Consider the following 23,085-nt stretch of genomic DNA (forward strand, 5'->3'; position numbering starts at 1 on the left):
CACAGTTGAGTAGGGCTGTAAAAGCTGATGAAATCAGCGTAGTAGAGCCCACTCAACCACTGCGTCTTGCTAGACAATCCAAAAATAATTAAGAGGCTAGGACTTTTGTCCCAGCCTCTTTTCCTTATTTGCTAGGGTGAAAGCCTTAGGAGATAGGAGATTCCGCCCTATTTATTGGAAGAAATCTCTTAAAGCTACAGGAAAAACTAGCAATTTCATCTAAAAAGTGATAAAATAAACAATGTAAGTGGGATTAACCCCACAAAAATTTATAGGAGGCCTATAACAAATGGCAATCGTTTCAGCAGAAAAATTTGTCCAAGCAGCTCGTGACAATGGTTATGCAGTTGGTGGATTTAACACAAACAACCTTGAGTGGACTCAAGCTATCTTGCGTGCAGCAGAAGCTAAGAAAGCTCCAGTACTTATCCAAACTTCTATGGGTGCTGCTAAATACATGGGTGGTTACAAAGTATGTAAAGCCCTTATTGAAAACCTTGTAGAATCAATGGGTATCACTGTACCAGTTGCTATTCACCTTGACCATGGTCACTACGACGATGCTCTTGAATGTATCGAAGCTGGTTACACTTCAATCATGTTTGACGGTTCACACCTTCCAGTTGAAGAAAACCTTAAATTGGCGAAAGATGTCGTTGAAAAAGCTCATGCTAAAGGCATCTCAGTAGAAGCTGAAGTTGGTACTATCGGTGGTGAAGAAGACGGTATCATCGGTGACGGTGAATTGGCACCAATCGAAGACGCTAAAGCAATGGTTGCTACAGGAATCGACTTCTTGGCTGCAGGTATCGGCAACATCCACGGTCCTTACCCAGCAAACTGGAAAGGTCTTCACCTTGACCACTTGCAAAAATTGACTGAAGCTGTTCCAGGATTCCCAATCGTATTGCACGGTGGATCAGGTATCCCTGATGATCAAATCCAAGCAGCTATCAAACTTGGTGTTGCAAAAGTTAACGTTAACACTGAATGCCAAATCGCATTTGCAAATGCTACTCGTCAATTCGTACGTGAATACGATGCAAACGAAGCAGAATACGACAAGAAGAAACTCTTCGACCCACGTAAATTCTTGAAACCAGGTTTCGAAGCAATTACTGCAGCTGTTGAAGAACGTATCGACGTATTCGGTTCAGAAGGCAAAGCTTAATTAAAAACAGGAAAGCAAGGTCCCATGTGGATCTTGTTTTTTTGTATGGGAAAAGTTGCTTCCGGGATTTAATTTTTGTACAATATGCCTATGAAAAAATTTAAACAGTTTAGCTGGATCATTTTTGTTGTTCTTATCCTTTTTCTAGGAGGTACATTTGGTTTTCACCAACTTAGTTTGCAAAAAGAAAGTAAGCTTCTCACTCCTATCGGTAAAGAGGTCACGGTCAATGGACATCAAATGAATGTATACATTAAAGGTGAAGGATCTGAAACGATAGTTTTTCTTTCCGGTGCAGGTATCGCCTCTCCTATTTTAGACTTTAAGAATCTATCAGATTCCCTATCCAAAAAATACAAAGTAGTCGTTGTAGAGCGGGCAGGATATGGTTTTAGTGAAGATAGTGATCAATCAAGAGATGTGATGACGGTTTTTTCTGAGACCCGTCAAGCTTTGTCTCAAGCCGAAGTTTCGGGGCCTTATGTGATTGTTTCTCATTCAATGGCTAGTCTTGAAAGTCTGGCTTGGCAAGAGAAATATCCTAATGAAGTGAGGGCTTTGATCGGTCTTGATTGGGCCTTGCCAGCGAGTTATGAAGATTTAAAGGATAATCAGGCCTTGCTTACTGTGGCTTATTGGAGCAGTAAGATTGGCTTATTACGCTATTTCCCTGAGTCCTTTTATATAAAAAATCCAACTCTGACTGAAACTGAACGACAACAATATAAATTACTAGCATATAAGCAGTTGATGTCACAAGCCATGCTTCATGAATCCCGTTTGGCAAAGGAAAATGCCAAGAAAGTTCCATCTAGCATTAATTCGAAAATTCCAGCCTTACTCCTGGTTTCTAACGGTGAAGGCACGACCTTTAGCCAATCAGAGTGGCAACGTTATGCAGAGAGATTTGCAAGCGACCAGTCTAATGTTCAAGTCGATTATATGGATGTGCCTCACGACCTCTATCATTATCAAAGCGATGCTATTGTTTCTCGTATTAAAGAATTTTTAGAGAATAATTGAGGGCTTAAAAATCCATTGAGACTGATGATAATAATTAAATGCTGAAGGATTAACAGTAGAATCGTTAATTTTCTCGATTAAAAAAATTCTTTTTCTTAACAATAAGCCTGCCCCTAAGGGCAGGTTTTTTGGTGTCTTAAGGAAACTATTTAACAGAATTTTTGATTAAAAGTTTCATTTTAAGAGAGAAATCTCTAATTTCATAATCAATAAGCAAACGCTTGCATTCCTTTTTTTATTGGATTATAATAGGTTGGTATAAAGCCTTCTGTAATAATATTGAGTAAGTGTAGAAAGTAAGGATTTAGAATATTTGTAGTCAAAAATACAATGTTGCTTCTTACGATAGGGAGATAGATATGGCAATGATAGAAGTGCAACATCTTCGGAAAAATTTTGTGAAGACAGTTAAGGAGCCGGGGTTAAAGGGAGCCTTGCGCTCCTTTATTCATCCTGAAAAGCAGACCTTTGAAGCGGTCAAGGATTTAACTTTTGAAGTTCCAAAAGGGCAGATTTTAGGATTTATCGGGGCAAATGGTGCTGGGAAGTCAACCACCATCAAAATGCTGACAGGAATTTTAAAGCCGACATCTGGCTATTGTCGGATTAATGGCAAGATTCCCCAGGATAATCGCCAAGATTATGTCAAGGATATTGGAGTCGTTTTCGGACAACGTACCCAGCTCTGGTGGGATTTGGCACTGCAAGAGACCTACACGGTCTTGAAGGAGATTTACGATGTGCCAGACTCGCTCTTCCATAAGCGCATGGACTTTTTGAATGAAGTCTTGGATTTGAAAGAATTTATCAAGGATCCTGTGCGGACTCTTTCACTGGGTCAACGGATGCGGGCGGATATTGCGGCTTCCTTGCTTCACAATCCCAAGGTTCTCTTTTTAGATGAGCCGACCATTGGTTTGGATGTGTCGGTCAAGGACAACATTCGTCGGGCCATTACCCAGATTAATCAGGAGGAAGAGACAACTATTCTCTTGACTACTCATGACTTGAGCGATATTGAGCAACTCTGTGATCGGATTTTTATGATTGATAAGGGGCAAGAGATTTTTGATGGAACGGTTAGCCAGCTCAAGGAAACCTTTGGAAAGATGAAGACTCTCTCCTTTGACCTGACGCCAGGTCAAAATCATCTAGTCTCTCATTATGAGGGCTTGCCTGATATGTCCATTGATAGACAAGGAAATACTCTCAATATTGAATTCGATAGTTCCCGCTACCAGTCGGCCGATATTATCAAGCAAACCTTATCTGATTTTGAGGTCCGTGATTTGAAGATGGTAGATACGGATATTGAAGATATTATCCGTCGCTTCTATCGAAAGGAGCTCTAAGATGGTCAAATTGTGGAGACGTTATAAACCCTTTATCAATGCAGGGATTCAGGAGTTGATTAGCTATCGAGTCAACTTTATTCTTTATCGGATTGGCGATGTCATGGGTGCTTTTGTGGCTTTTTATCTATGGAAGGCTGTCTTTGATTCCTCCCAGGAGCCTTTGATTCAGGGCTTCAGTATGGCGGATATCACCCTCTACATCATCATGAGTTTTGTGACTAATCTTCTGACTAGGTCGGATTCTTCCTTTATGATTGGTGATGAGGTCAAGGATGGTTCCATTATCATGCGCTTGTTGCGACCAGTGCATTTTGCGGCTTCTTACCTCTTTACGGAGCTTGGTTCCAAGTGGTTGATTTTTATCTCTGTTGGACTGCCATTTTTAAGTGTCATTGTTTTGATGAAAATCTTATCTGGGCAAGGGATTGTAGAAGTGCTGGGATTAACTGTCCTTTATCTCTTTAGCTTAACTCTGGCTTATCTGATTAACTTTTTCTTTAATATCTGCTTCGGATTTTCAGCCTTTGTATTTAAAAATTTATGGGGTTCCAATCTACTTAAGACTTCCATAGTGGCCTTTATGTCTGGGAGTTTGATTCCCTTGGCTTTCTTTCCAAAGCTCATTTCAGATATTCTGTCCTTCTTACCTTTCTCATCCTTAATTTACACTCCGGTCATGATTATTGTTGGGAAATACGATGCTAGTCAGATTCTTCAAGCACTTTTGCTTCAGCTTTTCTGGCTTATAGTGATGGTGGGCTTGTCTCAGTTGATTTGGAAACGAGTCCAGTCATTTATCACCATTCAGGGAGGTTAGTATGAAAAAATATCAACGCATGCATCTGATTTTTATCAGACAGTACATCAAGCAAATCATGGAATACAAGGTCGATTTTGTGGTTGGTGTGTTGGGAGTCTTTCTGACTCAAGGCCTGAACCTCTTGTTTCTCAATGTCATCTTTCAACACATTCCCTCCCTAGAAGGTTGGACTTATCAAGAAATTGCCTTTATCTATGGATTTTCCTTAATTCCCAAGGGATTAGATCATCTCTTTTTTGACAATCTCTGGGCTTTAGGTCAACGACTAGTTCGAAAAGGGGAGTTTGACAAGTATCTGACTCGTCCTATTAATCCTCTCTTTCACATCCTCGTTGAGACCTTTCAGATTGATGCCTTGGGTGAACTTTTGGTCGGTGGCATTCTATTAGGAACAACAGTAACTAGCATCTCTTGGACTCTTCCAAAATTCCTGATTTTTCTAGTTTGTATTCCTTTTGCAACCTTGATTTATACTTCCTTGAAAATTGCTACAGCCAGCATCGCTTTTTGGACCAAGCAGTCAGGTGCCATGATTTACATTTTCTATATGTTTAATGATTTTGCCAAGTATCCTATTTCTATTTACAATTCGCTCCTTCGTTGGTTAATTAGCTTTATTGTACCTTTCGCCTTTACGGCCTACTATCCTGCCAGCTATTTCTTGCAGGACAAGGATGGACTCTTTAATATTGGTGGTTTGATTCTGATTTCCCTTGTTTTCTTTGTTATTTCCCTCAAACTTTGGGACAGGGGATTGGATGCCTACGAAAGTGCGGGTTCGTAATAGGAAGAATCTCAAAGCCTTGTCTCAGGAAAGGCTTTTTCTAATGGAGATGAAAATTTCTTGACATCTATTCTCAGAGTGCTATACTAAGAAGGTAATCGCCGATTTAGCTCAGTTGGTAGAGCAACGCACTCGTAACGCGTAGGTCACAGGTTCGATCCCTGCAATCGGCATAGGAAGAAACGGCTTTGAAGGAGCGAGACGACGAATGATGGTGATAACCGATTCGTTCTGTCTCGCTCTTTTTTTGACCGCATAGGCGCCATTTTTGACCGCTTAGTCAAAAGTCCTTGTCTCCATAGGGGCTCTTTGCTATCATAGAATCATCAAAGGAAGCAATACTTCCAATTAATAAAAACGAGGTATACGATGATGAAAAAATTACTTGGACTTGGATTTATTCTGGCAGCTCTTGCGGTTGTCACAATGGGAATGGTTGGCTTTCCAAAGATCGATGTGAATATCTGGCCTTTATTCCCCGTTCTCTTATTTGCTTTCTTTACGCTTGAAAATCTGTTGAAACAGGACTACAAGGCAAGTGTCATCTGTGCTTTAATTGCTCTGATGATTGCAAACGCGATCTACGATCTCTTGCCGGTTTCAAATGGCTTAGTGATCACAGCGGGTGTCCTTGCTTGCGTGGGTCTTAGTTTTCTTTTACCGGATAAGAATAGCAACAAATAAAGGAAGGAGGCTGGGACAAAAGTCCTAGCCTCTTAATTGTTTTTGGATTGTCGAGCAAGACGCAGTGGTTGAGTGGGCTCTACTACACTGATTTCATCAGCTTTTACAGCCCTACTCAACTGTGCGGAGGTGGGACGACGAAATCGAATTCTAACGAATGACCGATTTCTGTCCCACTCTCTCTTTACTTCTCAAAAACTACCTCTTGATGGGCAAAACGTGCCACTTACTGAAAAGCCCTTGTTTTGTTTTCAACAGCTGTTATAATGGTACTATCAAAACGTTGGGAAAGGAGTTTTATGAAAGTTAGAATCGAATTGGATCCATCAATGGACGAGCCTGAGATCTTGATTCGAGCCCCGCGCTTGACCCCGGAGTTGACCCAGCTGCAAGAGAGAATCCTAGAACAAAAGGTCGCTCCTTTGGCCTTTTACAAGGATCGAAGTGAGTATTTTCTGGATGTGGCATCGATCCTCTTTTTTGAGACGGACGGGGAGAAGATTTTTGGGCACACCAAGGACGAGGCCTATGAGGTTAAGCAGAAGCTCTATGAGTTGGAGGAGCTGCTTCCCATCGCCTTTTGTCGGATATCCAAATCCACCATTGTCAACGCAAAGCAGATCTATTCTCTAGAAAAGTCTTTTTCAGGAACTAGCACGGTCAATTTCTATCAGACCCATAAGCAGGTTCACGTATCCAGACGCTACTATCAACTCTTAAAAGAACGACTAAATGAAATGAGGTAATATCATGAGAAAAAAATTAATTGGAGTATTCTTAATCCTTTTAGCAGCCTTAATCCTCTTACAAGGCTATTTTGTAAAATGGGACATCAGCATCTGGACCTTAGCTTGGGTTACCTTGCTTGCCGTCCTGTCCCTCTCTAGTTTCTTAAAACGCCATTTTGGTTGGGGCTTCATCTATGGACTTTTAGCCCTCTTTTGTCTCAATGGGCAATACCATTTCCTTCCGGTGTCCAATTCAGTTGTCATCCTTTCCTCAATTCTCGCTGTGATTGGGCTCAATATTTTGTTTAAACCCTCTAAGAAAACAAAAGCCCGCCTAGCTTCCTATTCTGCTGGGTCCATGAGTAAGTCTGATGGCAATGACATTGATGTCACTTTTTCAACAGTGACAAAGTATCTCAATGACCAACACTTTACTCACGGAAGTGCAGATGTGAGTATGGGAGAAGCTTCGGTTTATTTTGACAATTGCCGCATCGAAGGTCCGTCAGCCCAGTTTGTTGTCGATGTTTCCCTTGGAAGTCTGAGCCTCTATGTACCAAGTGATTGGCGTGTCCATGTAAATGTGGATAATTCCCTCTCAGCGATCCAACATCAGGAAAATCCAAGTGCTCTGACAAGCAAGGATTTCTACATTACGGGCGATGTTTCCTTAGGAAATCTGGAAATTATCTATGTCGGAGCGAATTCGTTTTCTTAAGTCGGAAATGAAAAACTTTGGCCAAAAGCTTGCCAAGAGAGATTTTTTTTGGTAATATAGTACGGTATGTGGTGCTAGCACATCCGTTATATTAGATCTAATAGGAGGAAACACAGAAATGGCTAAAGTATGTTATTTCACAGGTCGTAAGACTGTATCAGGTAACAACCGTTCACACGCTATGAACCAAACAAAACGTGCCGTAAAACCAAATCTTCAAAAAGTAACTGTCCTTATTGATGGTAAACCTAAAAAAGTTTGGGCTTCAGCTCGTGCATTGAAATCTGGTAAAGTAGAACGCGTTTAATAAAGAAAGAAGGCTGGGCATAAAGTGTCCAGCCTTCGCTTTTGATAGGAATAGTAGCATGACGCAGTGGTTGATTGCTCAAAGCACTGCTTTGCGGGGGTGGGAAAATTGAAAAGGTTTGGGGAACCTTTTCAACTTTTTTTATTTTACGGAGTTCTTTCCCACTCCCTTTTCTTTTTCTCCAGAGACAGCTGTCACAGCGGGAGAAGAATAGTCCCTACCCTTTTACAGTTGACCTCTTTTATGGTAAAATAGAATATAAAATACTTTTGAGGTAGAAATTATGACAGTAAAAATCAATACAAAGGACGGTCAAATTGAATTGACTGATGAGGTTATCGCAACTGTTGTAGGCGGTGCCGCTACTGAGATCTTCGGTGTGGTTGGAATGGCCAGCAAAAATGCGATCAAAGATAATTTCCAAGCCCTCCTAGGGAAAGAAAACTTCTCTAAAGGTGTTGTTGTCAAAACAACGGAAGCAGGAACTATCGCAGTTGATGTTTACACTGTTTTGAGCTATGGAACAAAGATTAGCGAAGTCTCAAAAAATATTCAAGAACGTGTGAAATTTAGTTTGGAAAATCAACTTGGAATCACTACGGATACTGTGAATGTCTATATTCAAAATATCAAGATTGTGGGAGAATAATCGTGGCTAATATTACTACAAGTTTATTTCAAGAAATGGTTCAAGCGGGGGCTACGCGCTTAAATAAACAAGCGGAATATGTAAACTCTTTGAACGTCTTTCCTGTACCAGACGGGGACACAGGAACCAATATGGGAATGACCATCGAAAATGGGGCCAAAGAAGTATCTGACCGTTCTGCTTCAACTGTTGGAGAAGCAGCAGGGATCTTCGCTAAAGGTCTCTTGATGGGGGCGCGTGGGAACTCAGGAGTTATCACTTCTCAATTGTTCCGCGGATTTTCTCAAAGTGTCAAAGACAAAGAAGAATTGGATGGAGCAGCACTCGCAGCAGCCTTCCAGTCTGGTGTAGAAGTTGCTTATAAGGCCGTTATGAAGCCGGTTGAAGGAACCATTTTGACGGTTTCTCGTGGGGCAGCCATTGGGGCCAAGAAGAAAGCAGAATCTACCAATGATGCAGTAGAAGTTATGCGTGCCGCTCTTGAAGGAGCTAAAACAGCTCTTGCGAAGACTCCAGATATGTTGCCAGTCTTGAAAGAAGTTGGCGTGGTAGACTCTGGTGGTCAAGGGTTGGTCTTCATCTATGAAGGATTCTTGTCAGCCTTGACAGGTGAATTCATCGCTTCTGAAGAGTTCCAAGCAACACCTGCAACCATGTCAGAAATGATTAATGCAGAACACCACAAGTCAGTCGCTGGCCATGTGGCTACTGAAGACATCAAGTTTGGTTACTGTACAGAAATCATGGTCGCTTTGAAACAAGGTCCAACCTATGTCAAAGACTTCGATTACGATGAATTCCGTAACTATTTGAACAACCTTGGGGATTCCCTATTGGTGGTGAATGACGATGAGATTGTCAAAGTTCACGTCCATACAGAAGATCCAGGTCTTGTCATGCAAGAAGGTCTTAAGTACGGAAGCTTGGTCAAGGTCAAAGTCGACAACATGCGCAACCAACACGAAGCGCAAGTTGAAAAAGAAGAACGTCAAGCCAAACCAGTTGAAGAAAAAGAATATGCCATCATCGCAGTTGTAGCGGGTGATGGATTGGCTGATATTTTCAAAGCGCAAGGAGTGGATTACATCATCTCTGGTGGTCAAACCATGAACCCATCAACAGAAGACTTTGTCAAAGCGGTTGAAGAGTTGAATGCGCGCAACATCATTATCTTGCCAAACAACAAGAATATCTTAATGGCTGCTCAATCTGCAGCAGAAGTGATTGATCAACCTGCAGCAGTTGTTGAGACCAAGACCATCCCTCAAGGATTGACTAGTCTTCTTGCCTTTGATGAAAGCAAATCGATCGAAGAGAACTACGAACGCATGAGCGCTTCATTGGGTGATGTTGTGTCTGGTAGTGTGACAACAGCGGTTCGCGATACCACTATTGATGGGCTTGAAATCCATGAAAATGATAATCTTGGAATGGTCGATGGCAAAATCGTTGTTTCAAACCCAGATATGATGGAAACCTTGGAAGAAACATTCGCTCATATGTTGGATGAAGACAGTGAAATTGTGACCATCTATGTCGGTGAAGACGGCAGTGAGGAGTTGGCAAATGAATTGGCCCAAGCCCTTGCTGAGAAGTATGAGGATGTAGAAGTGGAAATCCACCAAGGTGGCCAACCCGTCTACCCATACTTGTTTAGTGTAGAATAATTGAACAGAAGGTTCCTTTCGGAACCTTTTTTGTATATAGAAAAACGAGGAGATTCCCTATGAAATCAGTGTGATTCAGAGGGATTGAGACTGAAGTGACCCTCCACGGAGGCTTTATTTGTGAGAAAAAGGAGTTTCTGCAAAAAGTCTCACATTCATCAGATTTTTATTCAAATGGAAGAGCTTGAAAAGAGGGGGAAATGCTTTGAACAGTGGAGTTTTTAGACAAGAAAGACGCGATATGTTATACTGGTATCAGTATGTGAAAGGAGAGTTATAAAAATGAAGAAATTTTTTGTAACCCTTGGGCTAGCCATTTTGGTATTGACTGGTTGTTCGCAATCCCAAACGAAGAAAACTACAACCGCTAGCTCATCTAGCAGTTCCACTGTTAAAAAAGAAGTAAAAAATGAAGAAAAAACCACAACCTTAGTTGGAGATATCAATGGAACAAAACACCGGGATATCATCAAGTCTAAGGGAGATAAGGTTGAAAACCTTCGCATCGAAGTGACGGCCGATCTGCCCCAACAACTTGGGACCATCGCAGCAGAGAAGTCGCCTGAAGAACTCACAGCAGCCATTCAAGCTTTGCTGGAGCAAAATGAAGACTACAAGAAGCTGAAAACCGTTCCTGGTTTTAGCTTGGAGTATAGCGTTACACCAGAGAAGAAATTGCTCTCAACCAGTGTGATTGACCTCAACCAAATTGACGCCAAGTCTCTAGAAGAAATTTCTTACTTCAAAGATGCTGGTCTCAATGATTTGAAAAACATGAAGGCAGATGCCTTGGTGAAGGCCTTGAAATTGCATGGCATGAAAGAAGAAGGCCAGTAAGAAGAATAGAAAAGTCGAGTGAAGTCACTTGGCTTTTTTTAGTGACTTTTGTCATGTGAGCGAGTGACAAAATCATCTAGTTGCCTCTTCTTCCTTTTCATATAATAAAGTCAGAAAGTAAGAGGTAAGGAAAAATGAAACAATGGTTCTATAAAGTGTTTACGTTAACAGTGGTGGGGATGGTCGTCTATTTGATCTTTTCAAAGGATGATAGTCTCTATTACCATTTCCCTTGGGAATTATTTGCTGGGATTGGCATCATGAGCTGGGCAGTTCAAGAAGGATTGAAAATGGTCAAGGCGGTAAAAAAGGAAATGGAGCAATGAAAAAAACGGGAGCGACCTTGGTCGTCTTTGTCATCATTCCAGCTAGCCAAGCCTGCTTGAAAGGAGAGTATCATGAGCATCATTAGAGTAGAGAACTTGAAAAAAAGTATCAAAGGAAAAGTCATTTTAGAAGATCTTTCTTTTGCGGTTGAACGGGGGGATTGTCTGGCCTTGATCGGGCCAAACGGAGCTGGGAAAACAACCTTGATGAACTGTCTTCTGGGAGATATGAAAGCGACGTCTGGGATCATTGAAGTAGAGGGGAAGGCTCCTGGTCATCCTCAGTTAAAGGCTAGTGTGTCCTATCTCCCTCAAGAGAATGCCATTGTGCAAAAGCTAACCGTGCAGGAACTGATCAACTTCTTTCGCTCTATTTATCCCAACCCCTTAACTGGAGAAGAAATTGATGATCTATTGCGATTCAGTCTGGAACAAAAAAAGCAATTGGCCAGTAAGTTATCTGGTGGGCAAAAGCGTCTCCTATCCTTTGTGTTGACCTTGATTGGTCGTCCGAGTCTTTTGTTTTTGGACGAGCCAACTGCTGGAATGGATACATCCACTCGCCAACGCTTTTGGGAGATCGTTGGGCATTTAAAGGAAGAAGGTGTGACCATTGTCTATTCTTCGCATTACATCGAGGAAGTAGAGCACACGGCTGATCGAATTTTGGTCTTGCATCAGGGGCATTTGCTTCGGGATACGACGCCTCTCGCTATGAGAAGCGAAGAAGTTGAAAAACATTTCACCCTGCCTTTGCGTTACCAAGCTCTAGTGGCAGAGATGGAAGGTGTTAGTGAAGTAATCATTAAACCCGATGCTCTTCAGATTGTGACACGTGATGCCAATAGTTTGTGGACTCGCTTGCAAGAAGAAGGATGCTCGATCCAAGAAATCGAAGTAACCAATCGAAGTTTATTGGATTCTATTTTTGAAAATACAAAGGAAGTAGGTAGAGAAGATGAAACGCATGAAAGCTCTCGGCGTGGTTGAGTGGCATTTGACTAGACGCCAAGCCATTTATTACTTGTTATCAATTGGGATGCCCACGGCCTTTTATCTCTTCTTTTCAGGGATGTACCAGGACACACCAGGGGCACCCGCTCACTTTATGAGGGATTATCTCCTTTCTATGACGGCATTTTCTATGATGTCTACGGCTATCTTTTCTTTTCCAACCGTTCTTGAAACCGATCGACTCAATAATTGGCAAAAAGTCTTGCGCCATACCCCCGTATCTATGGTAGAATATTATCTAATAAAGGTTGTGGGTCTCTTTGTCGATTTTCTCCTATCGATTGGAGTTGTCTTTACCGTGGGTCATGTGGTGCGCCATGTGAATATGTCCCTACAAGATTGGATTTTGTCGGCCTTTATTCTCATCCTAGGAAGCCTAGCGTTTGTGGCTCTCGGTCTGGTTTTGACCTTGCTTCCTTCTAGTCAATTGATGTCTGTTGTGGGTAATCTCCTTTACATGGGACTGGCTGTCATGGGTGGACTATGGATGCCGATTAGTCTCTTTCCAGAATGGATGCAAGCCATCGGCAAATGCCTACCAACCTATCAATTGATGGAGCTGATCAAGACCTTTTTAAACAAGGGGCAGATCAATGTTCTCGCTAGTGTCTATTTAACCTTGTTTACCCTGGTCTTGTTTACCCTTGTCATTGTTTATCGTCGTCATTCTGAGGTTCGTTCATGATTGAAAAACTCAAGCGTATCCATTATATGTTTTACGCTAGCCTAGTCTTTATGGGCTTTCCCTTTATCTCTATTTTATTAGGGGAGGTCCCCTACTGGCACTTCTTTTTAGCCCTCTTGTTTATTGCTTCCTATCTAGGAGTCTTGATTACTGAAAACAAAAAGCTGACCTGGATTTGTTGGCTATACCTCCTAGCCTATGTAGCAGGAAATACTCTTTTTATTAACGCCAACTATTTTTGGTTTTATTTCTTCATCAGCAACCTATTGGTCTATCACTTTGAGATTCGCAATTTTCGCTCTCCCTATCTTTGGACAGTTTTTCTATCGCAATTCCTGCTTTTTGGGGCCATCTTTTTCAAACAGAGTGCGATGGAGTATGAATGGGTATTTTTAATCATTATTTTCTTTTTTACCCATGCCATGACCTACGGCATGATTCGGATTCGGATGGTGGAAGAGTTGAAAGCTGACCATGCCAAGCAAAATGCCCAGATCAATCTCTTGCTGGCAGAAAACGAGCGCGATAGGATTGGCCGTGATCTGCATGACAGTCTAGGACACACCTTTGCCATGCTCAGTGTCAAGGCAGACTTAGCTGATCAATTCTTAGCATTGGGTCAGGTTGAGAAGGCGCAGGAGCAGGTGCAAGAGATTCAAGCTATCAGTCAAGAGTCCATGCACCAAGTCCGAGAGATTGTGGAGAACTTGAAGCAGCGAACCCTGACAAGAGAGCTAGAAACTGTCCAGCAAATGCTAGAAGTGGCGCAAGTCAAAGTGGAGATTCAGAATGAGCTCGATACAGCTAGCATCTCGCCGATCCTAGAGTCTGCTCTGGCCATGGTGTCTCTGGAATTAGCCACTAATATGATCAAACATGCCAAAGCGACGCAGGCCTTTCTCTCTTATTGCTCCACCGAGACAGGTGTAGAAATGGTTGCAGAAGACAATGGCATCGGCTTTAGTAAAGTTTCCGATAAGGATCTGCACTCGATCCGCGAACGGATTGCCTTATTGGGAGGAGAGCTGGAGATCAGTCATCAACACAAGCCGACCCGGATAGAAATACGGATCCCTTATCAAGAAAGGAAATAAGATGCGCTTATTAGTTGCTGAAGACCAAAGTATGTTACGCGATGCCCTCTGTCAGCTCTTGCTTTTGCAAGAGGATGTAGAAGAAGTCTTGCAGGCTGGAGACGGGCAAGAAGCTATTCGCTTACTCGAAACCCATCCAGTCGATATTGCTATCTTAGATATTGAGATGCCCATCAAAACAGGGCTAGAAGTGTTGGAATGGGCCAAAAGTCAACAACCCCAGCTCAAGGTCGTCATCGTTACCACCTTTAAGCGACCGGGCTATTTCGAGCGGGCTCTCAAGGCTGGAGTCGATGCCTATGTCTTAAAAGAACGCCGCATTACGGATTTGATGGCGACTCTTCATGCAGTTTTAGCAGGGCAAAAAGAATATTCGCCTGAATTAATGGAAGGGATCTTGACCCATCCCAATCCTCTAAGCCCTCAAGAAAAGGCAGTTTTAAAAGAAGTCGCAAAAGGGGCTTCTAACCAAGAAATTGCTGATCGCTTATTCCTCTCAAACGGGACCATCCGCAATTATATGTCAGCCATACTAACCAAGTTGGATGCGGAAAATCGGACGGAGGCAGCAAAAATTGCCCAAGAAAAGGGTTGGTTATAAGGAAGAAAAGTTTCTAGGATTTCCTAGAGACTTTTTTTGTGATAGACGTAGCATTTTTAGAAAAACTCTCATTCTTCGGATTTGGATAGAAAATTCAGAAAATTTACTATTTTTACTTGAAATATTTTCTAAAAATGGTATGATAGTAGCATGCTAATTTGATATATAAAGTACTGGAAAGGAGAGACATGGAGAAAATTACCTTAGAAACTGCAAAAACCGGTTCAGAGCTCGTTCTTGAAACCCTGCGTGATTTGGGCATTGACACGATTTTTGGTTATCCTGGTGGAGCGGTTTTGCCTTTATACGATGCCATCTATAGCTTTGAGGGTATCCAGCATATCTTGGGTCGTCATGAACAAGGATGCTTGCATGAGGCTGAAGGCTACGCTAAATCAACTGGAAAGCTGGGTGTCGCAGTCGTCACTAGTGGACCGGGGGCTACAAATGCCATTACAGGGATTGCAGATGCCATGAGCGATAGCGTTCCCTTATTAGTCTTCACTGGTCAAGTCAATCGTGCTGGGATCGGGAAAGACGCCTTTCAAGAAGCGGATATCGTGGGAATTACCATGCCCATCACCAAGTACAACTATCAAGTACGTGAGACGGCAGATATTCCACGAATTATCACAGAAGCTGTCCATATTGCGACGACTGGCCGCCCTGGCCCTGTGGTAATTGACCTTCCAAAGGATGTGTCTGCTTTAGAGACAGATTTTATCTATGAACCAAGTGTGAAGCTTCCAAGCTACCAGCCTACCATTGAACCTAATGAATTGCAGATCAAAAAGATTTTGAAGCAATTGAGTAAGGCTAAAAAACCAGTTCTTCTTGCTGGTGGTGGGGTAAGTTACGCTGGAGCTGCAAAAGAGTTGATTGCTCTAGCAGAGCGCTATCAGATTCCAGTAGTGACCAGTCTGTTAGGTCAAGGAACGATTGCGACCAGTCATCCTCTTTTCCTAGGGATGGGAGGGATGCACGGATCCTTCGCGGCTAATATCGCCATGACAGAGACGGATTTCATGATTAGTGTTGGTTGTCGATTTGATGACCGTTTAACAGGTAATCCAAAAACTTTCGCTAAGAATGCTAAGGTTGCCCACATTGATATTGATCCTGCAGAGATTGGCAAAATCATTGCTGTTGACATTCCAGTTGTCGGCGATGCGAAGAAGGCCTTGCAGCAGTTACTAGCAGAGCCAACGGTTCATAACAATACAGAAAAATGGATCGAGAAGGTGACCCAAGATAAGAACCGGGTCCGTTCTTACGACAAGAAAGAACGGGTTGTTCAGCCACAAGCTGTGATCGAACGCATTGGAGAGTTGACCAAGGGTGACGCTATTGTCGTCACAGACGTTGGACAACACCAAATGTGGGCGGCTCAATACTATCCTTACCAAAATGAGCGCCAATTGGTAACATCTGGTGGTCTAGGAACGATGGGATTCGGTGTTCCTGCAGCTATCGGAGCGAAAATTGCCAATCCAGATAAAGAAGTTGTTCTCTTTGTCGGAGATGGTGGTTTCCAAATGACCAACCAAGAATTGGCGATCTTAAATATTTATAAGGTTCCGATCAAGGTCGTTATGCTCAACAACCACTCGCTTGGGATGGTCCGTCAATGGCAAGAAGCCTTCTATGATGGTCGGACGTCAGAGTCAGTCTTTGATAGCCTTCCGGATTTCCAATTGATGGCGCAAGCTTACGGGATCAAGAATTATAAATTTGATAATCCTGAAACTCTGGAGAAGGATTTGGAAGTCATCACAGAAGATGTACCAATGTTCATCGAAGTAGACATTTCTCGGAAAGAGCATGTCTTGCCGATGGTACCAGCTGGTAAGAGTAATCATGAGATGTTGGGGGTGAAGTTTAATGCGTAGAATGTTAACAGCCAAACTTCAAAACCGATCAGGTGTTCTGAACCGCTTTACTGGAGTCTTGTCGAGACGTCAAGTCAATATCGAAAGTATCTCTGTTGGCGCAACAGAAAACCCTAATGTATCGCGGATTACTATTATCATTGATGTTGCTTCGCATGATGAAGTAGAGCAAATCATCAAACAGCTCAACCGCCAGATTGATGTGATTCGCATTCGTGATATCACAGATAAACCACACTTGGAGCGCGAAGTGATCCTGGTGAAAGTTTCTGCACCTGCTGAGAAGCGGGCGGAAATCTTGGCCATTATTCAACCTTTCCGTGCGACCGTGGTCGATGTGGCCCCAAGCTCTATCACCGTTCAAATGACGGGAAATGCAGAAAAGAGCGAAGCCCTCATTCGTGTTATTCGACCTTATGGGATTAAAAACATCGCCCGCACCGGTGCAACCGGATTTACTCGAGATTAATTCTCACCTTAACATTGTTAACCCCGCCTTAAAAAGGCAAATAATAAAATAGAAAAGAGATTTTACTTATGGCAGTTCAAATGGAATACGAAAAAGACGTTAAAGTACCAGCACTTGATGGTAAAAAAATCGCCGTAATCGGTTATGGTTCACAAGGTCATGCTCACGCACAAAACTTGCGTGATTCAGGTCACGATGTCATCATCGGTGTGCGTCCTGGTAAATCATTCGATAAAGCAAAAGAAGATGGATTTGAAGCTTACCCAGTTGCAGAAGCAACTAAATTGGCTGATATCATCATGATCTTGGCACCAGACGAAATCCAAAAAGATATCTACAAAGATGAAATCGCTCCAAACTTGAGCGCTGGTAAAGCTCTTGGTTTTGCCCATGGTTTCAATATCCACTTTGGTTACATCAAAGCTCCTGAAGACGTAGATGTCTTCATGGTTGCACCAAAAGGACCAGGTCACTTGGTACGTCGTACTTACACTGAAGGATTTGGTGTACCAGCACTTTACGCTGTTTACCAAGATGCTACTGGTAACGCGAAAGACATCGCAATGGACTGGGCAAAAGGTGTTGGTTCAGCACGTGTTGGTCTTCTTTCAACAACCTTCAAAGAAGAAACAGAAGAAGATTTGTTTGGTGAACAAGCCGTTCTTATGGGTGGTTTGACAAGCTTGATCGAAGCTGGATTTGAAGTTTTGACAGAAGCTGGTTATGCACCTGAATTGGCTTACTTCGAAGTCCTTCATGAAATGAAATTGATCGTTGACTTGATCTACGAAGGTGGATTCAAGAAAATGCGTCAATCATGTTCAAATACTGCAGAATTTGGTGATTTCGTAACTGGTCCACGTGTTATCGGTCCAGAAGTAAAAGAAAACATGAAAGCTGCCCTTGCTGATATCCAATCAGGTAAATTTGCGCGTGAATTCGTTGAAGACCACGATGCTGGTTTCCCACGTTTGAAAGCCTTCCGCAAACAAGCTGAAGAACTTGAAATTGAAAAAGTTGGTGCTGAATTGCGTAAAGCAATGCCATTCGTTGGTCAAAACGACGATGACGCCTTCAAAATCTACAACTAATTGTCTGTAGAAGACTAAGCAAGTTGGGACACCCTGGCTTGCTTTTTTCATCAAAACACAGCAACAGAGGTATGAAATGATAACAGCAAAAGATGTGGCTAAGGCCCATAAAATATTAAGTGGAGTCGTTGTCAATACGCCCCTTGAATACGACCACTATTTATCTGAAAAATATGGGGCTAAGATTTATTTGAAAAAAGAAAACGCCCAACGTGTTCGTTCGTTCAAGATTCGTGGAGCGTATTTTGCAATTTCTCAACTCTCAAAAGAAGAGCGTGAGCGTGGGGTAGTGTGTGCATCTGCGGGAAACCACGCGCAAGGAGTGGCTTATACTTGTAATGAAATGAAGATTCCAGCGACCATCTTCATGCCGATTACAACACCGCAACAAAAGATCGGCCAAGTCCGATTCTTTGGTGGGGACTATGTAACGATTAAGTTGGTCGGGGATACCTTTGATGCATCAGCTAAGGCGGCCCAAGAATTTACTCTTGCAGAAAAACGGACCTTTATTGACCCGTTTGATGATCCACACGTACAGGCTGGCCAAGGGACAGTGGCCTATGAAATTCTTGAGGAAGCTCGAAAAGAATCGATTGCCTTTGATGCTGTCCTTGTCCCTGTCGGTGGAGGAGGCCTCATTTCAGGTGTTTCTACCTATATCAAAGAAACAGATCCTCGGATTGAAGTCATTGGGGTAGAGGCCGAAGGAGCGCGCTCCATGAAGGCTGCTTTTGAAGCAGGTGGTCCAGTCAAATTACCAGAAATTGATAAGTTTGCAGACGGGATTGCTGTGCAAAAAGTGGGACAATTGACTTATGAAGTGACCCGTCAACATGTGGAAACTTTGGTTGGGGTCGATGAAGGCTTGATTTCAGAGACTTTGATTGATCTTTATTCCAAACAAGGGATCGTAGCTGAACCAGCAGGAGCGGCCAGTGTAGCATCCCTTGAAATCTTGCGCGAATACATCAAGGGGAAAACCATTTGTTGTATTATCTCAGGTGGGAATAATGATATCAACCGTATGCCTGAGATGGAAGAACGGGCTTTGATCTACGATGGGGTCAAACACTACTTTATCGTCAATTTCCCACAACGTCCAGGGGCCCTTCGTGAATTTGTAAATGATATCTTAGGGCCAAATGATGATATTACACGTTTTGAATACATCAAGCGTGCTAGTAAAGGAACAGGCCCTGTCTTGATTGGGGTTACTTTAGCCAATAAGCATGACTATGCAGGTTTGGTCAATCGTATTGAGCGTTTTGATCCGTCTTTCATTAACTTGAACGGAAATGAAACTCTCTATAATATGCTGGTCTGAGTATCATACAGAAACAATCAACTATTTAAGCAATATATTTTTATGGAATATATTGCTTTTTTATGAAGACTTGTGATATGATATGCGTAAATTAAAAGGAGGAACTTTTTATGCCTGGATTTTTTATCTTTATTTTATTCTTGCTAATGGTTGCAGGATTCATTGTGATCAGCTCACTATATGTGGTCAAGCAACAATCTGTTGCCATCATCGAGCGTTTCGGACGTTATCAAAAAATTAGCGATAGTGGCATTCATATGCGAGCGCCTTTTGGTATCGATAAAATTGCAGCGCGAGTTCAATTGCGCGTCTTGCAGAGCGAGATCGTGGTTGAAACAAAAACTCAGGATAACGTATTCGTTACCATGAATGTGGCAACACAATACCGAGTGAACGAAAGCAACGTAAAGGATGCCTACTACAAACTCATGCGTCCAGAATCACAGATTAAATCATACATTGAAGATGCTCTTCGTTCTTCTGTGCCTAAGTTGACCTTGGATGAATTATTTGAGAAAAAAGATGAAATCGCTCTTGAAGTTCAAAAACAAGTGGCAGAAGAAATGTCAACTTATGGATATATTATTGTTAAAACCTTGATCACCAAAGTTGAGCCAGATGCCGAAGTGAAACAATCCATGAACGAGATCAATGCAGCGCAAAGAAAACGCGTGGCAGCTCAGGAGTTGGCAGAAGCAGACAAGATCAAGATCGTTACTGCTGCCGAAGCTGAGGCGGAAAAAGACCGTTTGCACGGGGTTGGTATTGCCGAGCAACGGAAGGCCATTGTCGATGGATTGGCAGACTCTATTAAAGAGTTAAAAGGTGCGAATGTAGACTTGACCGAAGAACAAATCATGTCAATTCTCTTAACCAACCAGTACTTGGATACCCTAAATAATTTTGCAGATAAAGAAGGGAATAATACGATTTTCCTACCAGCAAACCCTGATGGCGTTGAAAACATTCGTACACAAATATTATCAGCCCTGAAAGCAAAGTAAACTTTTTATCATTTTTTAAAAAAGGTTCGTATTTTCAGCGATTTTAGTTGACAAAATGTGCAAAAAAATTTATATTAGTATTGGAAATAATAATATAGGAGAAAGATCATGGCTAAATCGAACTTTGAAAAAGTAGAATCAGTTGTTGGATGGGTACGTGATAAGAAAATTACAGGGTATCGTATCAGCAAAGAAACAAATGCCCGTGAAATGTCTATCATTGCCTTGGCTCAAGGACGTGCAAAAGTAAAGAATATCTCGTTTGAAACTGCACTTGGATTGATTGATTTTTATGACAAAAATCATCAAAAATTTGAAGATTAATTTGTTGTTCCAATTGAAAACCAGAGAGTTTGCTCTCTGGTTTTTTTGATGCCTCACAAGCAGAAGTGGTACAAAAAACAGCTTGCTTCCATACTGGTAAGCAAACTGTTTCAAGAGATTAATGTAAGAAGCGTTGAAGGAATTCCTTGGTCCGCTCTTCTTTTGGATTGCTAAAGATTTCTTTTGGATCTCCTTGCTCAGCGATGACACCCTTGTCCATGAAGATGACCCGGCTAGAGACATCGCGGGCAAATTCCATTTCGTGGGTTACGACAATCATGGTGAGTCCTTCTTTAGCGAGGTCCTGCATGATTTTCAAGACTTCCCCAACCATTTCTGGGTCTAGGGCAGAAGTTGGTTCATCGAAGAGAATGGCATCAGGATCCATAGAGAGGGCGCGTGCGATGGCGACCCGTTGCTTTTGACCACCTGAAAGTTGTTTCGGACGGGCAGCCCAATATTGAGATCCCATACCGACTTTTTCAAGGTTTTCCTTTGCAACTTTCTCTGCAGTTTCACGATCGCGCTTGAGGACGGTCGTTTGTGCAACGATCGTATTTTCCAAGACGTTTAAATTTTCGAAGAGATTAAAGCTTTGGAAAACCATCCCTAATTTCTCGCGGTAGTGGGTAAGATCATACTCAGGATCAAGAACATTTTGTCCACGATAGAGAATCTCTCCAGCAGTAGGAGTCTCTAGAAGATTGATGGAGCGAAGGAAGGTTGATTTTCCACTACCAGAGCTCCCGATGATGGAGATCACCTCTCCTTTTTCAACGGTGAGCGAAATATCTTTCAAGACTTCATTTTGACCGTAAGATTTTTTTAAATGTTGGATTTCAAGAATTTTTTCTGCCATTATTTCACCTCTTTGACTTGCATTTGATTTGCACCTGTAGTATAAGTATCAGAATCTAAGCGACGTTCGATGTAGCGAAGGATTCGTGTGATAGTAAAGGTGAGAACGAAGTAAATCACAGCGATGATCGTAAAGGTTGGGAAGTATTGGTAGTTTTGAGTTGCGACCGTATTTCCTGTAAAGTACAGTTCAACTACAGAGATAACATTCAAAACAGATGTATCCTTGATGTTAATAACAAATTCATTCCCTGTTGCTGGCAAGATATTGCGAACAACCTGTGGAAGGACGACCTTGCGCATGGTTTGTCCATGGGTCATTCCTAGAGCAGTCGCTGCTTCAAACTGACCTGGATCCACTGCTAAGATCCCACCACGAACAATCTCACTCATATAAGCTCCGGTATTGATGGATACGATAAAGATGGCGGCCCAGGTACGATCCAAGGAAATGTTAAAGGCTTGGGCGGAACCGTAGAAAATGACCATGGATTGAACGATCATCGGAGTTCCACGGAAGATTTCAATGTAGACATTGAGGAACCACCCAAAGGCAGTTTGGCATCCAGCAAGGAATTTATTTTTAGCCTTCGGAGCTGTCCGGAAGACACCGATTAACAAACCGATAATCAACCCAGCGATAGTTCCAGTCATAGAGATTAAGAGGGTCATTCCAGTTCCCCGTATGAACTGTGGGCCATTATCCTTTAAAATCTTCATCATTTGGCTAAAGAATGTCTGCTTATCATCACTAGCATCACTGGAAGCTGGTTGCTTCTTAATCATATCATCCATGAGTTTGACTTGGTCTTCAGACGAAATCTTAGCTAGTGCGGCATTGACTTGGTCAATTCTAGTGTCACCCTTCTTCATCCCGATAGCGATAGTTGCATCTTCTTCCCCAACTTCAAATCCTTTTTTGAATTGAATCATTTTAAATTTAGAATTAGCGGACTCGGCGGTTAAGGCTTCGGGACGTTCAGAAACATAGGCATCGATAACACCCGATTCTAAAGCTTGACGCATCTGGGCAAAATCACCCATTGCAGTTTCTTGCTTCACACCCTTGAGTTGGGAAATGAGAGAATAGAGGTAGACCCCTTGTTGAGAGGTGACCTTTGCATCCTTAAAGTCATCTAGACTAGTGGCGTTTGCATAGTTTCCATCTTTACGAACGAGCATGACCGGTTCACTGGTATAGTAGCTCTTGGAGAAGGCGACCTCTTTTTTACGTTCAGCGGTTGGACTCATCCCAGCGATAATCATATCGATTTTACCAGAAGTGAGGGCTGGAATTAAACCGTTCCAAGATGTTTTTACGATCAGAGGTTTTTTACCTAACTCCTCAGCAACTTTTTTGGCGATTTGGACATCGTATCCATTGGCATATTGATTGGTACCGTCAATTTTAACAGCTCCATTTGCATCATCTTCTTGGGTCCAGTTGAAAGGAGCGTAGGCTGCTTCCATTCCGATTCGTAAATAGTCATCTGCATGAGCAACCTGTGTGATTCCCAGGCAAATGAAAAGCCCTGTTAAGAGCGCGAATAATGTTTTTTTCATTTTTTCTCCTCTTCCTTATTTTAACTTCTCCTATTGTACAGTAAAATAGGCTGCATTTCAAACATGGTCCTCTTTTTATTTAAAAAATGCTATAATA

25 protein-coding genes and 1 tRNA gene are annotated in these 23,085 nt (G+C 42.2%); 24 read left to right on the forward strand and 2 right to left on the reverse strand.

Annotated features, from left to right (window positions below; genetic code table 11):
* Positions 1 to 289: 289 nt before the first annotated feature.
* The 24 genes from QM870_RS06000 to QM870_RS06115 all read left to right on the forward strand — a co-directional run bounded on the left by QM870_RS06000 (position 290) and on the right by QM870_RS06115 (position 20,567).
* Entirely contained in the window at positions 290 to 1,171 is an 882-nt protein-coding gene (locus QM870_RS06000; RefSeq protein WP_003004573.1) for a class II fructose-bisphosphate aldolase, read from the forward strand.
* 84 nt (positions 1,172 to 1,255) lie between these two features.
* On the forward strand, positions 1,256 to 2,194 hold the full coding sequence (locus tag QM870_RS06005; RefSeq protein ID WP_414369026.1) for an alpha/beta fold hydrolase: 939 nt from the start codon (positions 1,256 to 1,258) through the stop codon (positions 2,192 to 2,194).
* A 359-nt stretch (positions 2,195 to 2,553) separates the two neighbouring features.
* Positions 2,554 to 3,546, forward strand: a complete 993-nt coding sequence (locus QM870_RS06010; protein WP_414369028.1) for an ABC transporter ATP-binding protein — start codon at positions 2,554 to 2,556, stop codon at positions 3,544 to 3,546.
* Position 3,547: 1 nt separating this feature from the next.
* Entirely contained in the window at positions 3,548 to 4,366 is an 819-nt protein-coding gene (locus tag QM870_RS06015) for an ABC transporter permease (RefSeq protein ID WP_414369030.1), read from the forward strand.
* Between the two features lies 1 nt (position 4,367).
* Positions 4,368 to 5,153, forward strand: coding sequence for an ABC transporter permease (locus tag QM870_RS06020; protein WP_414369032.1), 786 nt, complete (start codon positions 4,368 to 4,370; stop codon positions 5,151 to 5,153).
* A 100-nt stretch (positions 5,154 to 5,253) separates the two neighbouring features.
* Positions 5,254 to 5,326 (forward strand) — tRNA-Thr (locus QM870_RS06025).
* Between the two features lie 199 nt (positions 5,327 to 5,525).
* Positions 5,526 to 5,837, forward strand: coding sequence for a LiaF transmembrane domain-containing protein (locus QM870_RS06030; protein WP_049506410.1), 312 nt, complete (start codon positions 5,526 to 5,528; stop codon positions 5,835 to 5,837).
* Positions 5,838 to 6,136: 299 nt separating this feature from the next.
* Entirely contained in the window at positions 6,137 to 6,583 is a 447-nt protein-coding gene (locus QM870_RS06035) for a LytTR family DNA-binding domain-containing protein (protein ID WP_003004160.1), read from the forward strand.
* Positions 6,584 to 6,587: 4 nt separating this feature from the next.
* A complete protein-coding gene (locus tag QM870_RS06040; protein ID WP_014712935.1) occupies positions 6,588 to 7,283 on the forward strand; it encodes a LiaF transmembrane domain-containing protein in 696 nt (231 codons plus the stop codon).
* Between the two features lie 118 nt (positions 7,284 to 7,401).
* Complete coding sequence (rpmB, locus tag QM870_RS06045) at positions 7,402 to 7,590, forward strand: 50S ribosomal protein L28 (RefSeq protein WP_001140948.1); 189 nt, start codon at positions 7,402 to 7,404, stop codon at positions 7,588 to 7,590.
* Between the two features lie 283 nt (positions 7,591 to 7,873).
* Entirely contained in the window at positions 7,874 to 8,239 is a 366-nt protein-coding gene (locus tag QM870_RS06050) for an Asp23/Gls24 family envelope stress response protein (protein WP_003004393.1), read from the forward strand.
* Between the two features lie 2 nt (positions 8,240 to 8,241).
* Positions 8,242 to 9,906, forward strand: coding sequence for a DAK2 domain-containing protein (locus QM870_RS06055; protein ID WP_013904691.1), 1,665 nt, complete (start codon positions 8,242 to 8,244; stop codon positions 9,904 to 9,906).
* A 282-nt stretch (positions 9,907 to 10,188) separates the two neighbouring features.
* Positions 10,189 to 10,743, forward strand: a complete 555-nt coding sequence (locus QM870_RS06060) for an SP0191 family lipoprotein (protein WP_342983558.1) — start codon at positions 10,189 to 10,191, stop codon at positions 10,741 to 10,743.
* 134 nt (positions 10,744 to 10,877) lie between these two features.
* On the forward strand, positions 10,878 to 11,069 hold the full coding sequence (locus QM870_RS06065) for a hypothetical protein (protein WP_023027681.1): 192 nt from the start codon (positions 10,878 to 10,880) through the stop codon (positions 11,067 to 11,069).
* A gap of 72 nt (positions 11,070 to 11,141) precedes the next feature.
* A complete protein-coding gene (locus QM870_RS06070; protein ID WP_414369035.1) occupies positions 11,142 to 12,059 on the forward strand; it encodes an ABC transporter ATP-binding protein in 918 nt (305 codons plus the stop codon).
* Positions 12,028 to 12,768, forward strand: a complete 741-nt coding sequence (locus tag QM870_RS06075; RefSeq protein WP_201087675.1) for an ABC transporter permease — start codon at positions 12,028 to 12,030, stop codon at positions 12,766 to 12,768. The genes QM870_RS06070 and QM870_RS06075 overlap by 32 nt, the downstream gene beginning before the upstream one ends.
* On the forward strand, positions 12,765 to 13,862 hold the full coding sequence (locus QM870_RS06080) for a sensor histidine kinase (protein WP_414369037.1): 1,098 nt from the start codon (positions 12,765 to 12,767) through the stop codon (positions 13,860 to 13,862). Before QM870_RS06075 ends, QM870_RS06080 begins: the two co-directional genes overlap by 4 nt.
* 1 nt (position 13,863) lies before the next feature.
* On the forward strand, positions 13,864 to 14,463 hold the full coding sequence (locus tag QM870_RS06085) for a response regulator transcription factor (protein ID WP_301362732.1): 600 nt from the start codon (positions 13,864 to 13,866) through the stop codon (positions 14,461 to 14,463).
* A gap of 188 nt (positions 14,464 to 14,651) precedes the next feature.
* Entirely contained in the window at positions 14,652 to 16,352 is a 1,701-nt protein-coding gene (locus tag QM870_RS06090; RefSeq protein ID WP_003004603.1) for an acetolactate synthase large subunit, read from the forward strand.
* Positions 16,345 to 16,821: an acetolactate synthase small subunit gene (ilvN, locus tag QM870_RS06095; RefSeq protein ID WP_023919316.1), complete on the forward strand. Its 477-nt coding sequence runs from the start codon at positions 16,345 to 16,347 to the stop codon at positions 16,819 to 16,821. Before QM870_RS06090 ends, ilvN begins: the two co-directional genes overlap by 8 nt.
* Before the next feature lie 68 nt (positions 16,822 to 16,889).
* Positions 16,890 to 17,912, forward strand: coding sequence for a ketol-acid reductoisomerase (gene ilvC, locus QM870_RS06100; protein WP_003004157.1), 1,023 nt, complete (start codon positions 16,890 to 16,892; stop codon positions 17,910 to 17,912).
* A gap of 76 nt (positions 17,913 to 17,988) precedes the next feature.
* The gene (gene ilvA, locus QM870_RS06105) at positions 17,989 to 19,239 is read left to right on the forward strand and encodes a threonine ammonia-lyase IlvA (RefSeq protein ID WP_101770829.1); all 1,251 of its coding nucleotides are present in this window, start codon (positions 17,989 to 17,991) and stop codon (positions 19,237 to 19,239) included.
* Positions 19,240 to 19,349: 110 nt separating this feature from the next.
* Positions 19,350 to 20,243 (forward strand): SPFH domain-containing protein, encoded by an 894-nt coding sequence (locus tag QM870_RS06110; protein WP_003010253.1) that lies wholly within the window; start codon positions 19,350 to 19,352, stop codon positions 20,241 to 20,243.
* Positions 20,244 to 20,351: 108 nt separating this feature from the next.
* The gene (locus tag QM870_RS06115) at positions 20,352 to 20,567 is read left to right on the forward strand and encodes a capsule biosynthesis transcriptional regulator (protein WP_003004771.1); all 216 of its coding nucleotides are present in this window, start codon (positions 20,352 to 20,354) and stop codon (positions 20,565 to 20,567) included.
* Positions 20,568 to 20,685: 118 nt separating this feature from the next.
* On the opposite strand, the gene QM870_RS06120 is transcribed toward QM870_RS06115, so the two are convergent.
* A complete protein-coding gene (locus QM870_RS06120) occupies positions 20,686 to 21,426 on the reverse strand; it encodes an amino acid ABC transporter ATP-binding protein (protein WP_003010256.1) in 741 nt (246 codons plus the stop codon).
* A complete protein-coding gene (locus QM870_RS06125) occupies positions 21,426 to 22,988 on the reverse strand; it encodes an ABC transporter substrate-binding protein/permease (RefSeq protein ID WP_014712948.1) in 1,563 nt (520 codons plus the stop codon). Before QM870_RS06125 ends, QM870_RS06120 begins: the two co-directional genes overlap by 1 nt.
* Between the last annotated feature and the right edge of the window lie 97 nt (positions 22,989 to 23,085).

Source organism: Streptococcus parasanguinis, assembly GCF_047463195.1.
GTDB lineage: Bacteria > Bacillota > Bacilli > Lactobacillales > Streptococcaceae > Streptococcus > Streptococcus parasanguinis_R.